The following is a 17844-nucleotide window of genomic DNA, read 5'->3' on the forward strand; positions in this document are numbered from 1 at the left end:
CCGACCCATTCGGACGTTCACGCGGCGATGACGATCACCGCGACCACGCCGAACAGCGCGATCAGCAGTAAGTCGGCGACGCGGTAGAGTTTCAGCGCCCGTCGGATGTCGGTGCTCTCGACATCATCGCGCCGGCCGCCTTCGCCCATCAATGCGTCTTCGACCATGACGCCGTCATAGGAACGGGGGCCGGCGAGCGCCAGGCCGAGCGCGCCGGCCATCGCTGCTTCCGGCCAGCCGGCATTGGGCGAGCGGTGTTTTTTCGCATCGCGCCGCACGGCGTGCCAGGCGCCCTTGGCGTCGGCGCCCTTGACCAGAAAAGCGGCGAGTACGATCAGCAGCGCCGTCAGCCGCGACGCCGGCAGATTGATCCAATCGTCGAAGCGCGCAGCCGCCCAGCCGAAGGCTTCGTGGCGGGGGGTGCGATGGCCGATCATCGAATCGGCGGTGTTGGCGGCCTTGTAGGCGACGCCGCCGGCGAGCCCGCCGATACCGAGCCAGAAGGCCGGAGCGACGACGCCGTCGGAGAAATTCTCGGCCAGGCTTTCGATCGCGGCGCGGCAGACAGCGGCCCTGTCGAGCTTTTCCGGGTCGCGACCGACGATCCGCGAGACGGCAATGCGGCCCATATCCAGTCCGCCGCTGTCGAGGGCGTCGGCGACGGCTTCGACATGCTCGGCCAGGCTCTTCTGCGACAGCAGCGACGTCGCCAGGATTGCGGTAACCAACAAGCCGAGGGGAATGCTCCAAAGCAAGGTTTCGAGCCAGAGGGCGAGGGCGGCCGGCACCAGCACGATCACCAGCAGCGTGACGACGCCCCAGCCGCGACGGTGGGCGTCGGAATCAGTGGCGCGGTTGAGCCTGCGGTCGAGAAAGGATATCAGCCTGCCGAACCAGGTGACGGGATGGCCAATGGCATCGAAGAGCCGGGCCGGGTAGCCGAGTACAAGTTCGATGGCCAGCGACAGGAAAGTGATCAGGATCGGCATGAAGGCTCTTGATGGAGTGACGGCGGCAGTGGACCACGGCGGAAGCCTTGGCCGGGCGAGGGCGCTTTTCCCTCACGCGCCGCTGCCTTTCGTCGACCTCTCGACCGGGATTAATCCGCACTCCTACCCGCTTTTCGATTTGCCCGCCACCGCCCTGTCGCGATTGCCGGAAACAGCGCGCGGCCGCGACTTGGCTGAACGCGCGGCAAGCGCCTATGGCGCCCCGTCGGCGGCGAATGTCGCAGCGGCGCCCGGCACGCAGATCTTGTTGCCGCGCGTCGCTTCCCTGGTCAGCCCGGGCACGGCGCTGGTGCTCGGGCCGACTTATGCCGAGCATCGGCGGGCAGCGGCGATCGCCGGCCATGCGGCGGCTGAAGTCGATGATTTCGAAGCCCTGGCGGCGGCCGACCTTGCCGTCGTCGTCAATCCCAACAACCCGGACGGGCGTGTCGTCGAGCGCGAAAGATTGCTTCGACTTGCCGGGACATTACGAGCCAGAGGTGGGCTGCTGGTGGTCGACGAGGCTTTCATGGATGTCGGCCCGCGCAGCGAAAGCCTGGCCGGCGACGTCGACCAGGGCGGCATCGTCGTGCTGCGTTCGTTCGGCAAGTTCTTCGGCCTGGCCGGCCTGCGGCTTGGCTTTGCACTGGCCGATGCGCTGACGGTCGAGCGGCTGGAGGCGCAATTCGGGCCATGGGCGGTTGCCGGGCCGGCGCTCGAATATGGCATAAGGGCGCTTGCCGATACCGGCTGGCAGGCCGGGATGCGGCGCCGTCTGGCCGAGGATGCCGCACGGCTCGATACGCTGTTCGGCCGCTTCGGCGTGCCTGTCGCCGGTGGCACCGCGCTGTTCCGCTATATCAGGCTGGCGAACGCTGCCGGCCTGTTTTCGGCGCTTGGCCAGCGCGGCATCCTGCTTCGGCATTTCGCCGATCGTCCGGATGTGCTGCGCGCCGGCCTGCCGGGAGCCGACGAAGAATGGCGGCGGCTCGAATCCGCACTTGCCGGCTGGGCCTCGCGGCGCGACGATAATGCCAAGGGAGAAACGACCCAATGATCCATGTCTGCTCGCTGTCCAAAGTCGAGGAAACGGTAACGAAGACCGGGGCCGGCCGGCTGCTTTCGCTGCTTGCCGCCGGAACGGAGGTGATGCGACCGGCCTCGATCACCAGGGAAAACCATCTGCATCTGGTCATGCATGACATTGCGGTGGCGCAAGAGGGCATGACGATGCCGGGCGAGGAGCATGTTCTGAACCTGCTCGATTTCGCACGGCAATGGAATCGCTCGCGGCCGCTGGTGGTGCATTGCTATGCCGGCATCAGCCGCTCGACCGCCTCGGCCTACATCATCGCGGCAGCGCTGGCGCCGAAGCGCGACGAGGCCGAGTTGGCCGAGACGCTGCGCGCGCTGTCGCCCACGGCGACACCCAATCCGCGGCTGATCGCAATTGCCGACACGCTGCTCGATCGCAGGGGCCGGATGATCGAAGCGATCCAGGCGATCGGGCGCGGCGCAGATGCTTTCGAAGGCACGCCGTTTGCCTTGGGGATCGATGGCTAGAATCGGCCCATCGAGACGGCGCGGCAATCGTGGATCGCCGCACTCTTCGGCCACGGTAACGGCATAGATCCTAGGGTCTCCGCGACGTAGCGGAGACCCTAGGATCTATGCCGTTACATCTGAGCGTCCAAGCCTTCGCTGAATATCAACACAACCCTACGCCAACCAATCCGCCAGCTTTGCCTTGCCCACGTCCCTCAGCAGGCCGATGAAGCCGTCGGCCTGATGCTCGGCGGTCAGCCGGCCTTTTTCGGCGGTGGCAATGCTGGCGTCGCCGACCACGCCATTCGGGTTGAGGTCGCTGGAGATCCAGGCGAAGGCGTGCGTTCCGGTGTGGCGCAGCAGCGAAAATTCCTTTTCGGCGCGGGCGACCTTGGACACGAAATTGTCGGCCTTCCCCATATCGACGAGGTCGGGCCGGAAATGCAGCATCAGCGAGGTCTCGACGTCGCCGCCATGAATGCCGTGGCGGTCCTCGAGCTCGGTGTACATGCCGGCCGGCCGGCCAAAACGCTGCCAACTGGTCTTTACCGCCAGCATCTTTGCCCGCACGCGCAACTCGCGGGTGACGATGCCCATGATCTCTTCATTGCCGCCATGCGAGTTCACGACAATCAGTTTTCGGACGCCGGCGCGCGCGACCGACAGGCCAAGTTCGGTCCACGCCTCGACCAAGGTCGTCGCCGGCAGGGTGAGGGTGCCCGGTGCGTGCAAATGTTCGTTCGACTTGCCCACCGCCTGGACCGGCAGGATGCGGATGTCGAGATCGCCGGGCAGGCGCGCGATCACCGTTTCCAGCATGCCGTTCATGATCGAGGTGTCGGTCGAGACCGGCAGATGCGGGCCGTGCTGCTCAATCGCCGCCAGCGGCAGAACGGCAATGGTCGCCTCAGGATCGACGGTCGCGTATTCGGTGGTCCGGTAGTCACCCCACCATACGCGTTTTTTTGCAGCGGTCATGTCATGCCCTCTTGAACCGACAAGCCCAGACCTAACGCGGGAACGATCGGCTGTCGATCATCCCGCCGCGATGACCTCGATCTCGATCTTGAATTCCGGCCGGGCAAAACCAGAAACGATCATCAGCGTCGAGGCCGGCGCAGGGCTGGCGAACAGCCGGTCGCGAACCTCCATATAGGGGCGCAGGAAGGCGCGGTCGGTGACGTAGGCGTTGATGCGGACGATGTCGGACAGGCTGAGCCCGGCCTCGCCGAGAATCGCCGATATGTTCTGGAAACAGAGCTCGGCCTGTGCGCCGGCCTCTTCGGGGATCTGGTCGTCCGGGGTGATTGCGACCTGGCCCGAACACAGCACCAGCCGCTTGCCGGGCGGCAGTTCGACGCCATGGCTGTAGCGGGCGAAGGGCGGCTTGATCGACTTCGGCGTGAGAAATTTGAACATGGCAATCTCCGTTCACGGCAGCCTAAAGCGGGATCGATGCGGGCATCAAGATGGCGGTGCATGTCACGAGGGCGATTGTGGACAGGCGATCAAAAAATAGGCACGATGCCTTTCGTACAGCATGACCCGTCCGGCCTTCGCGCCGCCATTGCTCAGGCGGGCATTGCACAAGCGGGCGGTCCCGGCGCAACGCGCCGGTGGCATGTGTCTTGCTTCTTGAAACAATGGTGTCGAGCCCGGCGCGTGACGCGCCGGAGCGAACAAAGGGTGGTGTGGATGTACGGAAAACTCAAGATTTCGGCGGGCGCGATCGTGCTGCTTGGCGCAGGCACGCTTGCCGCGGCAGCGAACGAAAAAGTCACCTTCGGCACCAACTGGCTGGCTGAGCCGGAGCATGGGGGTTACTACCAGGCCGTGGTGGACGGCACCTATGCCGCCTGCGGCATCGACGTGACGATCATGCAGGGCGGCCCACAGGTCAGCGGCCGGCCGCTGCTGCTGGCCGGCAAGATCGATTTTTACATGGGCGGCAATCTGCTGTCGGCCTTCGATGCCGTGCAGCAAGGCATACCGATGCGCGTCGTGGCGGCCGACTTCCAGAAGGACCCGCAGGTCATCATGTCCCATCCCGGGCAGGGGCTGGACAAATGGGAAGACCTGAAGAACGCCGAGCAGTACATCCTTGGCGACGAAGGTGCGCAGACCTTCTTCCAGTGGATGGTCACCGACCTCGGCTTCGATGCCGCCAAGCGCGCGCCCTACACCTTCAATCCGGCGCCGTTCATCGCCAACAAGAAGTCGATCCAGCAGGGTTACGTCACCTCGGAGCCATTCGCCGTCCAGAAGCAGGGCGGTTTCACGCCGAACCAGTTCCTGCTGGCCGACTATGGCTGGGACACATATGCAACGACGGTCGAGACCATGCAGGAGACGGTCGACAAGCGGCCCGAGGTGGTCCAGTGCTTCGTCGATGGCTCGGCCAAGGGCTGGTACAATTATCTCTACGGCGACAACAAGGCCGCCAACGAGATGATCAAGAAGGAAAATCCGGATATGACGGATGAGCAGATCGCTTTCTCGATCGAGCAGCTGAAGAAGTTCGGCGTGGTCGATTCCGGCGACAGCGAAAAGCTCGGCATCGGCGCCATGACCGATGCGCGCATCCAGAGTTTTTACGACAAGATGGTCAAGGCCAAGGTCACGCCGGCGGGCATCGACATCAAGAAGGCCTACACGCTGGCCTTCGTCAACAAGAGCGTCGGGCTCGACCTGAAGAAGTAGGCCGTGAAGCTGGAGAAAGTGGCGCAACAGCCAGGAAGTGTACCAGGGCCGACGCTGTTGGCGCTGCGCGGTGTCGGCAAGGTGTTTTCCAACGGCGTCACCGCGCTCAGCAATGTCGAGCTGACGATCCGGGAAGGCGATTTCCTCAGCCTGCTCGGGCCGTCGGGCTGCGGCAAGTCGACGGCGCTGCGGCTGATTGCCGGCCTGTCGACGCCGACCTCGGGCGTGCTCGACTGGCGCGGCAGCGGCGCCCTCGAGCGTTCGAATATCGGCGACCGTTCAAATATCGGCTTCGTCTTCCAGGAGCCGACGCTGCTGCCCTGGGCCGACGTCTTCGACAATGTCTGGCTGCCGCTGCGGCTGAAGGGCGTGTCGCGTGCCAAGGCGGCGCCGGCGGTGATGGAGATGCTGGCGCGGGTTCACCTGACCGGCTTCGAGAAGGCGGTGCCGCGCGAACTGTCGGGCGGCATGAAGATGCGCGTCTCTATCGCCCGCGCCATGGTAACCAAGCCGCGCATTCTGTTGATGGACGAGCCGTTCGCCGCACTCGACGAGATCACCCGCTTCAAGCTCAACAACGACCTTCTCGAGCTATGGCAGGATGAGCGTTTCACCGTCGTTTTCGTCACCCACAGCGTCTTCGAAAGCGTATTCCTCTCCAACCGCATCGTCGTCATGGCGGCGCGGCCGGGCCGGGTGTTTGCCGAGCTTGCCGTCGATGCATCCTATCCGCGCGACGAGGCGTTTCGCACCTCGCCCGACTATGCCGCGCTCTGCCGCCAGGCATCCGACGTGCTGATCGGCGCTATCAACTCAACTGCCGGACCGCATCATGACGGCCATTGAAGAACAGATCCCGGCGCTCGACCCGGAGGAGGCGCGCCGCGTCCGCCAGGAGCGCTTCGAGCGCATCGGCAGATGGCTGCTGCCGCTGGCGATCATGATCCTGGCCATCTGGCTGTGGGACCGCATCTGTGTTTGGAACGACATTCCGAAATACATACTGCCGCGCCCCGGCGTGGTGCTGCAAACCCTGCACGACGATGCCGGGCTGCTGTTCTCCTCGCTGCTGGTGACACTCAGGATCACCTTCTTGAGCCTGCTTCTCGCCGTGGTCGGCGGTGTCGGGCTGGCAGTGCTGTTCGCTCAGTCGAAATGGGTGGAGATGTCGTTCTTTCCCTTCGCCATCGTGCTGCAGGTGACGCCGATCGTCGCGATCTTTCCGCTGATCAATATCTATGTCGACAACCAGACGACGAAGCTTTTGCTTTGCGCCTGGATCGTCGCCTTCTTCCCGATCCTCTCCAACACCACGCTCGGCCTCAATTCCGTCGACCGCAATCTGCGCGACATGTTCAAGCTCAACGGTGCGACCCGCTGGCAGCAATTGCGCTATCTGCGGCTGCCGGCGGCGATGCCTTATTTCCTCGGCGGGCTGAAGATCGCCGGCGGCCTGTCGCTGATCGGCGCGGTGGTGGCCGAGTTCGTCGCCGGCGCCACCGGCCAGTCGTCCGGCCTCGCCTCGCGCATCATCGAGGCCGGCTACCGGCTCAACGCGCCAAGGCTGTTCGCGGCGCTGATCCTGATCTCGCTCACCGGCATCCTGATCTTCCTGGTGCTGTCGCTGATTTCGCATCTCATTTTGCGGCGCTGGCACGAGAGCGCACTGAGGCAGGAGCGGTGATGGTGAGCAGCGCCAGCACCCCCCTCTGTCCTGCCGGACATCTCCCCCTCAAGGGGGGAGATTGGATGCTATCCAGGATTTCGCTAATCGCCAACGTTGCAAGACGAGCGCCATGGGCGAGGCTGCCAATCTCCCCCCTTGAGGGGGAGATGCCAAGTAGTGGTAAAGAGGGCAGGACAGAGGGGGGTACGCCTTGATACCGGCTTCTGGTTCCTACTATCTCTCCAAGGTCCGGCTTCATGCCTCCCTGACGCTCGGCCTTGCCGCTCCTTCCGACGCCGACGGTTTTGCACTCGCCGACATCGCCGTCGCCGACGGCAGGATTTCCAGCATTGCGGCGCATCGGCGATCGGCAGCACCGGCAGCCGCCCTCGACCTCGGCGGCCGCATCGTGCTGCCGTGCTTCGTCGACTGCCACACCCATATCGACAAGGGCCATATCTGGCCCCGAAAGCCCAACCCGGACGGCACCTTCATGGGCGCTTTGAACGCCACCGGTGCCGACCGCGCGGCGCGCTGGAGCGCCGACGACGTTGCCCGCCGCATGGATTTTTCGCTGCGCTGCGCCTACGCGCACGGCACCAGGGCGCTGCGCACGCATCTCGACAGCGTCGCGCCGCAGGAAGAGATCTCCTGGCCGGTGTTCGAGGCGATGCGGGAGAAATGGCGCGGCCGCATCGAGCTGCAGGCGGCCTGCCTGCTCGGCATCGAAGGCGTGCGCGACAGGAAATGGTTCGAGAGGCTGGCCAAACGGGTGGCTGCCGCCAAGGGTGTCCTCGGCGTCGTCACCTACATGGTGCCGGATCTCGAAGAACTGCTCGACCAGGTGTTTGCGCAGGCGATCAAGCATGGCCTCGACCTCGATTTCCACGCCGACGAGACCGACGATGTCTCGGCGATCTCGCTGAAGAAAATCGCCGAAGCAGCCCTTTGGAACGGTTTTGACGGGAACATCCTGGTCGGCCATTGCTGCTCGCTGGCGCGCCAGCCCGACCTCGACGTGCTCGACACGCTGGATAAGGTCGCCAAGGCCGGCTTGGCGGTGGTGTCGCTGCCGATGTGCAATCTCTATCTGCAGGACCGGCGAGGCGACAGGACAACGCCGCGCTGGCGCGGGGTGACGCTGCTGCACGAGATGAAGGCGCGCGGCATTGCCGTCGCCGTCGCCTCCGACAATACGCGCGACCCGTTCTATGCCTATGGCGATCTCGATATGCTGGAGGTCTATCGCATGGCGACGCGCATCCTGCATCTCGACCATCCCGTCGCGGACTGGCCGCAAGCTGTCACCGCAACGCCGGCCAAGGTGATGCGGCTCGATGGTTTCGGCACGCTTGCCGCCGGAGCGCCGGCCGATTTCGTCGTCTTCAGGGGGCGAAGCTGGACGGAATTGCTGTCGCGACCAGAATCGGACCGCATCGTGGTGCGCGACGGCCAGGCGATCGAGCGCCAGTTGCCCGATTATGCCGAACTCGATGATCTGATGGTGGAATGATGGATATTGTGGCGCTCAAGTGCGACCTGGACGGCCTCAAGGTCGATGACCATCCGGCCATCGTCCAGCAGAAGAGCCGCGACTTCTACTGGTACAGCCCGGTGCTGAAGCAGCAGCTCGAGCACGTCACCGGTGACCTGATCGTGACGCCGAAAACCGAAGACGAGGTCGTCCGCATTCTCGCCGCCTGCCACCGGCACGGCGTCCCGGTGACGCCGCGCGGCAGTGGCACCGGCAATTACGGGCAGGCGATGCCGCTGTCCGGCGGCGTGGTGCTCAATCTCGCCGAGATGAACGCGGTCAAGATGATCGCGCCGGGCCGTGTCGTCACCGGCCCCGGCGCCGTGCTCGCCGACATCGACCGAGCGACGCGGGCGCATTCCGGCCAGGAGCTCCGCATGTCGCCGTCGACCTACAACACCGCATCGATCGGCGGCTTCGTCGCCGGCGGCTCCGGCGGCATCGGTTCGATCCGCTGGGGCGGACTGCGCGACCTCGGCAACGTCATCCGGCTGAGGACCGTGACGATGGAGGCTGAGCCGCGGGTCATGGAGCTCACCGGCGAGGACGTGCTGAAGGTGATGCACGCCTACGGCACCAACGGCATCATCACCGAAGTCGAGATGCCGCTGACCGCCAGCTATGACTGGATCGACGTCATCGTCGGCTTCGACGATTTCATGGATGCGGCCGGCTTCGGCAACGATCTCGCCATCCAGGACGGCATCCTGGCGAAACTGATCACACCGATCGCAGCACCCATCCCCTACGATTACTTCAAGCGCCACCAGCGGTTTTTCCGGCGCGGCCAAAGCATCGTCGTCCTGATGATCGCGCCGCATGCGATGGATGCCTTCCTCGCCTTCACGGCGCGCAGTAAGGGCGAGATCGTCTTTCGCGCCGACAAGGAGGCCGATCTCAAGGGGCTGCCGCCGGCCTATGAGCTGACCTGGAACCACACGACGCTGCGTGCCATCCGGGTCGATCCGACGATCACCTATCTGCAGACCCGCTATCCGTCGCCGGACCACCTCGGCCACGTCAAGGCGATGGTCGACCGCTTCGGCGACGAGGTGCCGGCACATCTCGAATTCATCCGCTTCGACGGCGCCATCGGCATCGCAGGGCTGCCGCTGGTCCGCTTCACCACGGCGGAGCGGCTCGACGAGATCATCCGCATCCACGAGGACAATGGCTGCTGGATCTTCAACCCGCACCGCTACACGCTGGAAGAAGGCGGCATGAAGCGCACCGACGAGGTGCAGCTCGCCTTCAAGCGCGAGACCGACCCGCAAGGGCTGCTCAATCCCGGCAAGATGATCGCCTGGGAGAACCCGGACTATGATTATCGCTCGGGCAAGTCGTTCCTGTTCAAGGGGCTGGAGAAGACAGGTTGAGACGATGACGGGCGTGTGGCGCTGTACCCCCCTCTGGCCTGCCCTCTTTGCCACCACTTGGCATCTCCCCCTCAAGGGGGGAGATTGGCAGTTCCATCGTCTCGACCATCTTCCAACGTCGTCAACTGGCGAAAGCGATACTGACAGCCGATCTCCCCACTTGAGGGGGAGATGCCCGGCAGGGCAGAGGGGGGTGCTTGGTGCCGACTTGCGAGATGTTCTCCTGTGAACGTCTTCGTCCTCTACGCTCATCCTGTGGAGACCAGCTTCAACGCCGATCTGCACCGGACGATCATCGAGCGGCTGAAGGCCGCCGGCCATGTCGTCGACGACTGCGATCTCTATGCGGAGGGTTTCGATCCCAGGCTGACGCGGGCCGAACGGCTGTCCTATCACGACGAACGCAGCGACGGCGATCCGGCGTCAGCCTATGTCGAGCGCTTACTGCGGGCCGAGGCGCTGGTGCTGTCGTTTCCGGTGTGGAACTTCGGCTATCCGGCCATTTTGAAAGGCTTTTTCGATCGCGTCTTCCTGCCCGGCGTGTCGTTCAAGCTGGTCAACGGCAAGGTGCAGCCGTCGCTGCACAACATTCACAAGGTCGCGGCGGTCACCACCTATGGCGGCAGCCGATTCCGCGCCATGCTGATGGGCGACCCGCCGCGCAAGCTGGTCAATCGGGTGCTGCGCGCCACCATCAAACCCGGCGGGTCGGTCTCCTATCTCGCGCATTACTCGATGAACCTGTCGACGGACGAGACGCGGACGAGGTTCATCGCGAAGGTCGCGGCCAGGATGGACGCGTTCTGATGCGGGAGGGGACTTTTCCTTCTCCCCTTGTGGGAGAAGCTGGATCGGCGCGTAGCGCCGAGCCGGATGAGGGGTGCTGGAAGAAACGCGGCGTGGGACGATTGGGACGGGAGCGCTAAACGCTAATTCCGTTGAGGTAGCGATCCTTCCAACACCCCTCATCCGACCGAGCTTCGCTCGGCCACCTTCTCCCACAAGGGGAGAAAGAAAAGAGTTACATCCGCACCCGCTCAGATTTCGGATCGTACATCGGCTTAAGCGACGCTTCCGCCGCAAAGCGCTCGCCGGCGATCTCGATTTCGTAGGACGACGCCAGCACGTCCGCCTCGCTCTCGCCCTGGCACGGCACGTAGCCAAGCCCGATCGCGCCGCCGAGATGATGGCCGTAATTGCCCGAGGTGATCGGACCGACGATCGTGCCGTCGCGCAGGATCGCCTCATTGTGGAAGAGCAGGGGTTGCGTGTCTTTCAGACGGAACTGCACCAGCCGGCGTGACAGGCCGGTTTCTTTCTTCTTCAGCACCGCTTCGCGACCGAGGAAGTCTCCTTTGGCAGTCTTCACGGCGAAGCCGAGGCCGGCCTCCAGCACATTGTCTTCGTCGGTGATGTCGTGGCCGAAATGCCTGAAGGCCTTTTCGATGCGGCAGGAATCCAGTGTGTGCAGGCCGCATAGTTTTAGCCCGACATCGGTGCCTGCCTCCGCGATCGCCTCGAAGACATGGGCAGCCTGGTCGGTCGAGACATAAAGCTCCCAGCCGAGCTCGCCGACATAGGTGACGCGGTGGGCGCGGGCCAGCCCCATGCCGATTTCGATCTCCTGAAACGTCCCGAACGGGTTGTTCTCGTTGGAGAAATCGTTCGGGCTCAGCTTTTGGATCAGCTTTCTCGAATCCGGGCCCATCAGGCAAAGCACGGCTTCGGCTGCCGTCACATCGGTGATGACGACGAACTCGTCGGCAAGATGTTTTCTCAGCCAGGCCAGGTCGCGCTGCAGCGTGGCGCCGGGCACGACGAGCAAGAAGGCTGTTTCGGACAATCGCGAGACGGTGAGGTCGCTCTCGATGCCGCCGCGCTGGTTGAGCATCTGGGTGTAGACGATCTTGCCCGGCGCCACGTCCATGTCGTTGGCGCAGAGCCTTTGCAGGAAAGCGCAGGCGTCGCGGCCTTCGACGCGGATATTGCCGAACGAAGTCATGTCGAACAGGCCGACGCCGTTCCTGACCGCAAGATGCTCCTCGCGCTGGTTGTCGAACCAGTTCTGCCGTTTCCAGGAATAGCGGTATTCGCGCTCCTGGCCGGGCCTAGCGAACCAGTTGGCGCGCTCCCAGCCGGCGACCTCGCCGAACACGGCGCCGCGCGCCTTCAGGTGTTCGTGCAGCGGCGAGCGCCTTATGTTCCGCGAGGTCGCCATCTGCCGGTAGGGGAAATGATCGGCGTAGAGCAGGCCGAGCGTTTCGGAGACGCGCTCCTTGAGATAGCGGCGGTTCTTCTGGAACGGCTGGGCGCGGCGGATGTCGACCTCCCAGAGGTCGAAAGGCGCCTCGCCGTCATTGATCCATTGCGCCAGCGCCATGCCGGCGCCGCCGGAGGAGACGATGCCGATCGAATTGTAGCCGGTCGCCATCCAGTAGCCGGAAAGCTCCGGCGCCTCGCCGAGATAGTAGCGGTCGTCGGGCGTAAAACTCTCGGGACCGTTGAAGAAGGTGTGAATGCCGGCGGTGGCCAGCATCGGCATGCGGTTGACGCCCATTTCGAGGATCGGCTCGAAATGGTCCATGTCCTCCGGCAACTGGTCGAAGCAGAAATCCTCGCTTATGCCGTTCATGCCCCAAGGCTTCGCCACCGGCTCGAAAGCGCCGAGCATCATCTTGCCGGCATCTTCCTTGTAGTAGGCGCACTCGTCCGGCACGCGCAGCACCGGCAGGCGTGCCAGCCCGGCGATCGGCTCGGTGACGAGATAGAAATGTTCGCAGGCGTGCAGCGGGATGGTGACGCCGTTCTGGGCGCCAAGTTCGCGTGCCCACATGCCGGCGCAGTTGACGACGATATCGGCTTCGATCGCGCCCTGCTCGTCGCCTTGTGCCCAGGACACCCCGGCGACACGGCCGGCCTTGGTGTGGACCTTGGTCACCTTCACATTCTCGACGATCGTCGCACCGCGCTGGCGCGCGCCCTTGGCCAACGCCATGGCGATATTGGCCGGGTCGCACTGGCCGTCGAGCGGCAGGTGCACGGCGCCGACCACATCTGACACATTGAGATGCGGGTACATCTGCTTGACTTCACGAGGCGAAATCTCGCGCACATCGACATCGAAGGCGCGGGCGAGAGACGCCTGCCGATAGATCTCGTGCTTGCGCTCCTCGGTAAGCGCCACCGTGATCGAGCCGACCTGGCGCATGCCGGTGCCGACATCGGTCTCGGCCTCCAGCTTGACGTAGAGGTCGGCCGAGTATTTCGCCAGCCGCGTCATGTTCTGTGAGCCGCGCAGCTGGCCGATCAGGCCGGCGGCGTGCCATGTCGTGCCCGACGTCAGCTGCTTGCGCTCGAGCAGCACGATATCGGTCCAGCCGAGCTTGGCCAGATGATAGGCGACCGAGCAGCCGGAGACGCCGCCGCCGATGATGACCGCCCTCGCTTTGGGAGGAATGGCCTTGGTCGGAATGGTTTTGGTGGGTGAGGCGCTCATGCGGCCTCACGGCGATAGAAGGAGGCGAAGCGGCGCAGGCGTGTGGCGGCCTCCATCAGCACCGGCTCAGGCTGGCAGAGGCTGAAGCGGATGTGGCCGGCTGCAGCCTGGCCGAAGCTCGAGCCGGGCATGACGCCGACCTTCTCCTGGTCGAGGAAGGCCCAGGCGAATTTTTCGTCGTCCGGCTCGATCGCCGATATGTCGAGCATGACGTACATGCCGCCTTCGGAGCCGCGCACGGTGATGTTGTTCATACCGCGCATGGCATCGAGAACGACGGCGCGCCTTGCGGAATAGCGCTCGGCGATCTCCTTGACGCCGTAATCATTTTCGAGCGCCTCAGCGCAGGCGAGGCTGATGAAGGCCGGCAGGCCGTAGGTCATCACCAGATTGAGGTCGGTCAGCAGCGAGACCATCTCCTCGGGCCCGGTCAGCCAGCCCATGCGCCAGCCGGTCATGCCGTGGCTCTTCGACATCGAATTGATGACCAGCGTGCGTTCCGCCATGCCGGGCAGCGAGCGTGGTGAGACGTGCTCGCCGCCGCCCAGCGTCCAGTAGACCTCGTCCGACAGCAGCCATAGGTCATGCTCGCGGCAGATCTGCGCCAGATCCTCCAGGCGCTCTCGCGAATAGACGGCGCCCGTGGGGTTGTTGGGCGTGTTGATCAGGATGGCGCGGGTGTTCGGCCGAAGGGCGGCGCGAATGTCGGCGGCGCGCGGCTGAAAGCCATCCTCGGCGGGGGTCTCGACGACGCTGAACTCGGCGCCCGCCGCACTGAAGGTGTTGGGATAGGTGGCGTAATAGGGCGCGACGACGATGGCATGGTCGCCCTGGTCGAGAACCGCTTGAATGGCCGCGTAAAGCGCGGCCTGCCCGCCCGGCGTGGCGATGACCTGGTCGGGATTTGTCGCAACGCCGGTGCACCGCATCGAGGCCGCCGCCATCGCCTTGCGCAGGCGTGGAACGCCGGCAAGCGGCGTGTAGTGGTGATTGCTGGCGCGAACCGCCGTCACGCAGGCTTCGATCGTCTCGCTCGGCGTGTCGAAATCGTGGTCGCCGACCGACAGCATGATGATGTCCTCGCCGGCCTGCTTGCGCGCCCAGGTAGCGGAATGAACCTCCCAGCCATCCTTGCCCGAAGGCACGATGCCGGAAATGCGCGATGATGGCCTGGGCATTATGCTGCTCCCGAAATTTCATAACCGGCCTGTTCGAGCCGGTCGCGCAGCGCGGCGATGTGGGCCGGTCCGACTTCGCAGCAGCCGCCGACGATGCCGGCGCCGGCCTCGACCCAACCGACCGCCTGGCCGGCATAGGCATCCGGATCAAGGTCGTGGCGGGCGTGCAGCACTTCCACGGTACCGCCATGCTTGAGCGCCTCAATCGAGGTGAAGCCGTTGGCATAAGCGCCGACCGGACCGCCGAGAGCGATCAGTTCGGGCAGCGCTGCAGCGATCGCTTCGGGCCGGCAGCAATTGATCAGCCGGGCCGCGACGGGCAGGCCGGCAAGAGCGCCCGACGCCGCCGCAATGGCTTCGCCGCTGCGCAGGCGCGGCGTGCCGTGGTCGGCAAGCGTCCACGACACCCATAGGGGCTTGCCGCTTTCCGACGCCGCGGTGACGGCGGCGCGCGCCTCTTCGGCCGACGCCATGGTTTCGCACAGAAACAGATCGACGCCGTCCGCCTGCTCGGCAACGATACGGCGATAGATGTCGAGCGTATCCTGGAAGGATATCGTCAGCGCCGGCGCATAGCTGCCGAACAGCGGCGACAGGCAGCCGGCGATCGCCGCGTCGCCGGCCTGGTCGCGGGCTTGCCTTGCCAGTTCGATGCCGCGCTTCTGCAGCGGCTTGAACAGCTCTTCCGCGCCTTCGCGTGCCAGCCGCTCCGGCGTGGCTGAATAGGTGTTGATGGTGATGACGCGGGCGCCGGCGCGGATGAATTCCGCATGCAGGTCGCGCACCAGATCCGGTTCGTCGATCAGCACCCTGGCAGACCACAGCGGCGTCGGCTCGGAACTGCTACGGCGGACCAGCTCCTGGCCCATGCCGCCATCGGTGAGGATCACTTTCTTCATGCTCTGAGCCTCTCGTTCTTTGGATCCCATAACGGCTCATCCTTCTGCACGACCGCCCGAAAACGTTCGCCGAAGATCTCGATCTCGACCGCGGTTCCCGGCTCGGTGAGGTCGGCGCGCAGCATGCCGAGCGCGATCGACCTGTCGATGCGATGACCCCAGCCGCCGGATGTCGTCTCGCCGACGATCCGGCCGTCATGCCACAGCGTCGACATGGTGGGCGCATCGCAGTCGCCGGGGTTTTCGACAACCAGCGTGACGAAGCGCTTCTTGATGCCCTGCTGCTTCTCGTTTTGCAGCGCCGTCTTGCCGCGGAAGTCGGGCTTATCCCATCTGACGAATCGCTCCAGCCCGCCCTGCAGGATCGAGTAGTCGGTCGACAGGTCGCCCTTCCAGGTACGGTAGCCTTTTTCGAGCCGCAGCGAATCCAGCGCGTACATGCCGAACGGTTTTAGTCTATGCCTCTTCCCGGCCGCCCAGACGGCGTCGAAGATGGCTGCGGTATCGTCGACCTTGCTGTGGATTTCCCAGCCGAGCTCGCCGGCGAAGGACACGCGCACCAGCTTTGCCCAACGTCCGGCGATACTGGTTTCCTGATGCGTCAGCCAGGGCAGGGTGAGGTCGGCTGCGCAGAGTTCGGCGAGGATTTTTCGCGAGTTGGGGCCGGCGAGGATCTGGGTGGAGTATTCCTCCGTCCTGTCGATCAGCTTGAATGTGGCGTCCTTCGGGATGCGCGACTTCAGCCATTCGAAATCATGCCACTGAGCCACAGCGGCGGCGGTGATCAGCGTCATCAGGTTCTCGTCGTGGCGGACCACCGACATTTCGGTGACGATGCGGCCCTTGTCGTCGGCAAAATAGACGAGGCCGATGCGGCCGGGTTTCGGCACCAGGCCGGTCACCTGGAGGCTCAGCCATTCGGCGGCACCCGGACCGTCGAGATTGAAACGGGAGAACCCCGGCAGGTCCAGAATGCCGGCGGCATCGCGGACGGCGAGGCATTCCTCGCGCACACGATGCTGCCACGGCCCGTCGCGGCGGAAGGTCAGCGTGGATTCTTCGGAGATGTCGTCGCCTGCGTTCGTATACCAGGTGGCGCGTTCCCAGCCATTATAAGCATCGAACCGGGCGCCGAGTGCCTTGATGCGGTCGTGGAGCGGCGACAGCTTGCGGTCGCGCCCGGCCGGCCAGGCATGGCGCGGGAACTGGATGGCATATTCGTTGCCGTAGATCTCCATGCCCTTGGCGACGCAATAATCCGGGGCCGAGGCAAAGGCGGTGAAACGGCGTGGATCGCAGGACCACATGTCCCATTCGGTCTGGCCTTCGGTCACCCACTCGGCCAGCACCTTGCCGGCGCCGCCGCCCTGGGCGATGCCGAAGGTGAAGACGCAGGCCTCGAAGGCGTTGGGCACGCCGGGCATCGGCCCGATCAGAGGGTTGCCGTCCGGCGCATAGGGGATCGGCCCGTTGATGACCTTTGAAAGGCCGGCGGTGCCGAGGATCGGCACGCGGGCGACAGCATCGGCCAGGTAATGTTCCAGCCGATCGAGATCGTCGGGAAACAGCTGGAAGGAAAAGTCGTCGGGCATCGGGTCGTTGTGGCCGACCCAGTGGGCGCGGCAATTGCGCTCATAGGGGCCGAGATTCATGCCGTTCTTTTCCTGGCGCAGATAATAGGACGTATCGACGTCGCGCAGCAGCGGCAGCTTCTTGCCCTGTTCCTTCGACCACGCCGCCAGTTCGGGGATTTCCTCGAACAGGATATATTGATGGCTCATCACCATCATCGGCACCTCGCGGCCGAACATCCTGCCGACTTCGGCGGCGCGGTAGCCGGCGGCGTTGACGACGATCTCGCAGCGGATCTTGCCTTGCGCCGTCTCGACCACCCACTCGTGATTGTCTCGGCTCACGCCGGTGACCGGACAGAAGCGGATGATCTTCGCGCCCATGTCGCGCGCGCCCTTGGCCAGTGCCTGGGTCAGCTGCGCGGGGTCGATATCGCCATCATTCGGATCGTAGAGCGCGCCTTTCAGCTCATGCGTCTCGATGAAGGGGTAACGGCGCTTAATCTCGTCGAGCCCGACCACGTCGATATCCATGCCCTGGTAGCGGCCCATGCCCTTGGCGCGCTGGAATTCCTGCATGCGCTCCGCGCTATGGGCCAGCCTGAGCGAGCCGGTGACGTGGTAGTTCATGGGATAGCGGACCTCGTCGGCCAGCCGGCGATAGAGCTCGGTCGAATAACGCTGCATGTTCATCAGCGACCATGACGAGGAGAAAGTCGGCACGTTGCCGGCGGCATGCCAGGTCGAGCCGGAGGTCAGCTCGTTCTTCTCCAGAAGCACGCAGTCGGTCCAGCCCGCCTTGGCGAGATGGTAGAGCGAGGAGGCGCCGACGGCACCACCTCCGATGATCACAACGCGTGCCGTGGTCGGCAAACCGGCCATGTTCTTCT

General features: G+C 64.5%; 15 protein-coding genes. 8 read left to right on the forward strand and 7 right to left on the reverse strand.

Annotated features, from left to right (window positions below; translation table 11 throughout):
* Positions 1–17: 17 nt before the first annotated feature.
* On the reverse strand, positions 18–989 hold the full coding sequence (gene cbiB, locus NKI47_RS03775) for an adenosylcobinamide-phosphate synthase CbiB (RefSeq protein ID WP_352587592.1): 972 nt from the start codon (positions 987–989) through the stop codon (positions 18–20).
* Between cbiB and cobD the strand changes: the two genes are divergently transcribed.
* Positions 988–2046, forward strand: coding sequence for a threonine-phosphate decarboxylase CobD (cobD, locus tag NKI47_RS03780; protein ID WP_352587595.1), 1059 nt, complete (start codon positions 988–990; stop codon positions 2044–2046). The two genes, cbiB and cobD, sit on opposite strands and share 2 nt — an antisense overlap.
* Positions 2043–2552: a tyrosine phosphatase family protein gene (locus NKI47_RS03785; protein ID WP_352587598.1), complete on the forward strand. Its 510-nt coding sequence runs from the start codon at positions 2043–2045 to the stop codon at positions 2550–2552. Before cobD ends, NKI47_RS03785 begins: the two co-directional genes overlap by 4 nt.
* Positions 2553–2708: 156 nt before the next feature.
* Here NKI47_RS03785 and NKI47_RS03790 read toward each other — a convergent pair whose 3' ends face one another.
* Entirely contained in the window at positions 2709–3512 is an 804-nt protein-coding gene (locus tag NKI47_RS03790; RefSeq protein ID WP_352587601.1) for a creatininase family protein, read from the reverse strand.
* Between the two features lie 57 nt (positions 3513–3569).
* Positions 3570–3953: a RidA family protein gene (locus NKI47_RS03795; RefSeq protein WP_352454641.1), complete on the reverse strand. Its 384-nt coding sequence runs from the start codon at positions 3951–3953 to the stop codon at positions 3570–3572.
* Between the two features lie 276 nt (positions 3954–4229).
* On the opposite strand from NKI47_RS03795, the gene NKI47_RS03800 reads away from it, so the two are divergent.
* From NKI47_RS03800 to NKI47_RS03825, 6 genes are all read left to right on the forward strand, one after another.
* A complete protein-coding gene (locus NKI47_RS03800; protein ID WP_352568967.1) occupies positions 4230–5234 on the forward strand; it encodes an ABC transporter substrate-binding protein in 1005 nt (334 codons plus the stop codon).
* A gap of 3 nt (positions 5235–5237) precedes the next feature.
* Positions 5238–6080 carry an ABC transporter ATP-binding protein gene (locus tag NKI47_RS03805; protein ID WP_352587604.1) on the forward strand — a complete coding sequence of 281 codons (843 nt, stop codon included), beginning with the start codon at positions 5238–5240 and terminating at the stop codon, positions 6078–6080.
* Positions 6067–6918: an ABC transporter permease gene (locus NKI47_RS03810; protein ID WP_352587607.1), complete on the forward strand. Its 852-nt coding sequence runs from the start codon at positions 6067–6069 to the stop codon at positions 6916–6918. Before NKI47_RS03805 ends, NKI47_RS03810 begins: the two co-directional genes overlap by 14 nt.
* Before the next feature lie 193 nt (positions 6919–7111).
* Entirely contained in the window at positions 7112–8413 is a 1302-nt protein-coding gene (locus NKI47_RS03815; RefSeq protein WP_352587610.1) for a cytosine deaminase, read from the forward strand.
* On the forward strand, positions 8413–9810 hold the full coding sequence (locus NKI47_RS03820; RefSeq protein ID WP_352588003.1) for an FAD-binding oxidoreductase: 1398 nt from the start codon (positions 8413–8415) through the stop codon (positions 9808–9810). Before NKI47_RS03815 ends, NKI47_RS03820 begins: the two co-directional genes overlap by 1 nt.
* A gap of 225 nt (positions 9811–10035) precedes the next feature.
* Positions 10036–10617, forward strand: coding sequence for an NAD(P)H-dependent oxidoreductase (locus NKI47_RS03825; protein WP_352587613.1), 582 nt, complete (start codon positions 10036–10038; stop codon positions 10615–10617).
* Positions 10618–10831: 214 nt separating this feature from the next.
* On the opposite strand, the gene NKI47_RS03830 is transcribed toward NKI47_RS03825, so the two are convergent.
* From NKI47_RS03830 to NKI47_RS03845, 4 genes are read right to left on the reverse strand one after another with little or no spacing between them, the layout of a single operon-like run.
* Complete coding sequence (locus tag NKI47_RS03830; RefSeq protein WP_352587615.1) at positions 10832–13306, reverse strand: GcvT family protein; 2475 nt, start codon at positions 13304–13306, stop codon at positions 10832–10834.
* Entirely contained in the window at positions 13303–14484 is a 1182-nt protein-coding gene (locus NKI47_RS03835) for a pyridoxal phosphate-dependent aminotransferase (protein WP_352587618.1), read from the reverse strand. Before NKI47_RS03835 ends, NKI47_RS03830 begins: the two co-directional genes overlap by 4 nt.
* Positions 14484–15383: a homocysteine S-methyltransferase family protein gene (locus NKI47_RS03840; protein WP_023676541.1), complete on the reverse strand. Its 900-nt coding sequence runs from the start codon at positions 15381–15383 to the stop codon at positions 14484–14486. The genes NKI47_RS03835 and NKI47_RS03840 overlap by 1 nt, the downstream gene beginning before the upstream one ends.
* Positions 15380–17836: a GcvT family protein gene (locus NKI47_RS03845; protein WP_352587621.1), complete on the reverse strand. Its 2457-nt coding sequence runs from the start codon at positions 17834–17836 to the stop codon at positions 15380–15382. Before NKI47_RS03845 ends, NKI47_RS03840 begins: the two co-directional genes overlap by 4 nt.
* Positions 17837–17844: the final 8 nt, after the last annotated feature.

It is taken from the genome of Mesorhizobium sp. M0633 (assembly GCF_040320645.1).
GTDB lineage: Bacteria > Pseudomonadota > Alphaproteobacteria > Rhizobiales > Rhizobiaceae > Mesorhizobium.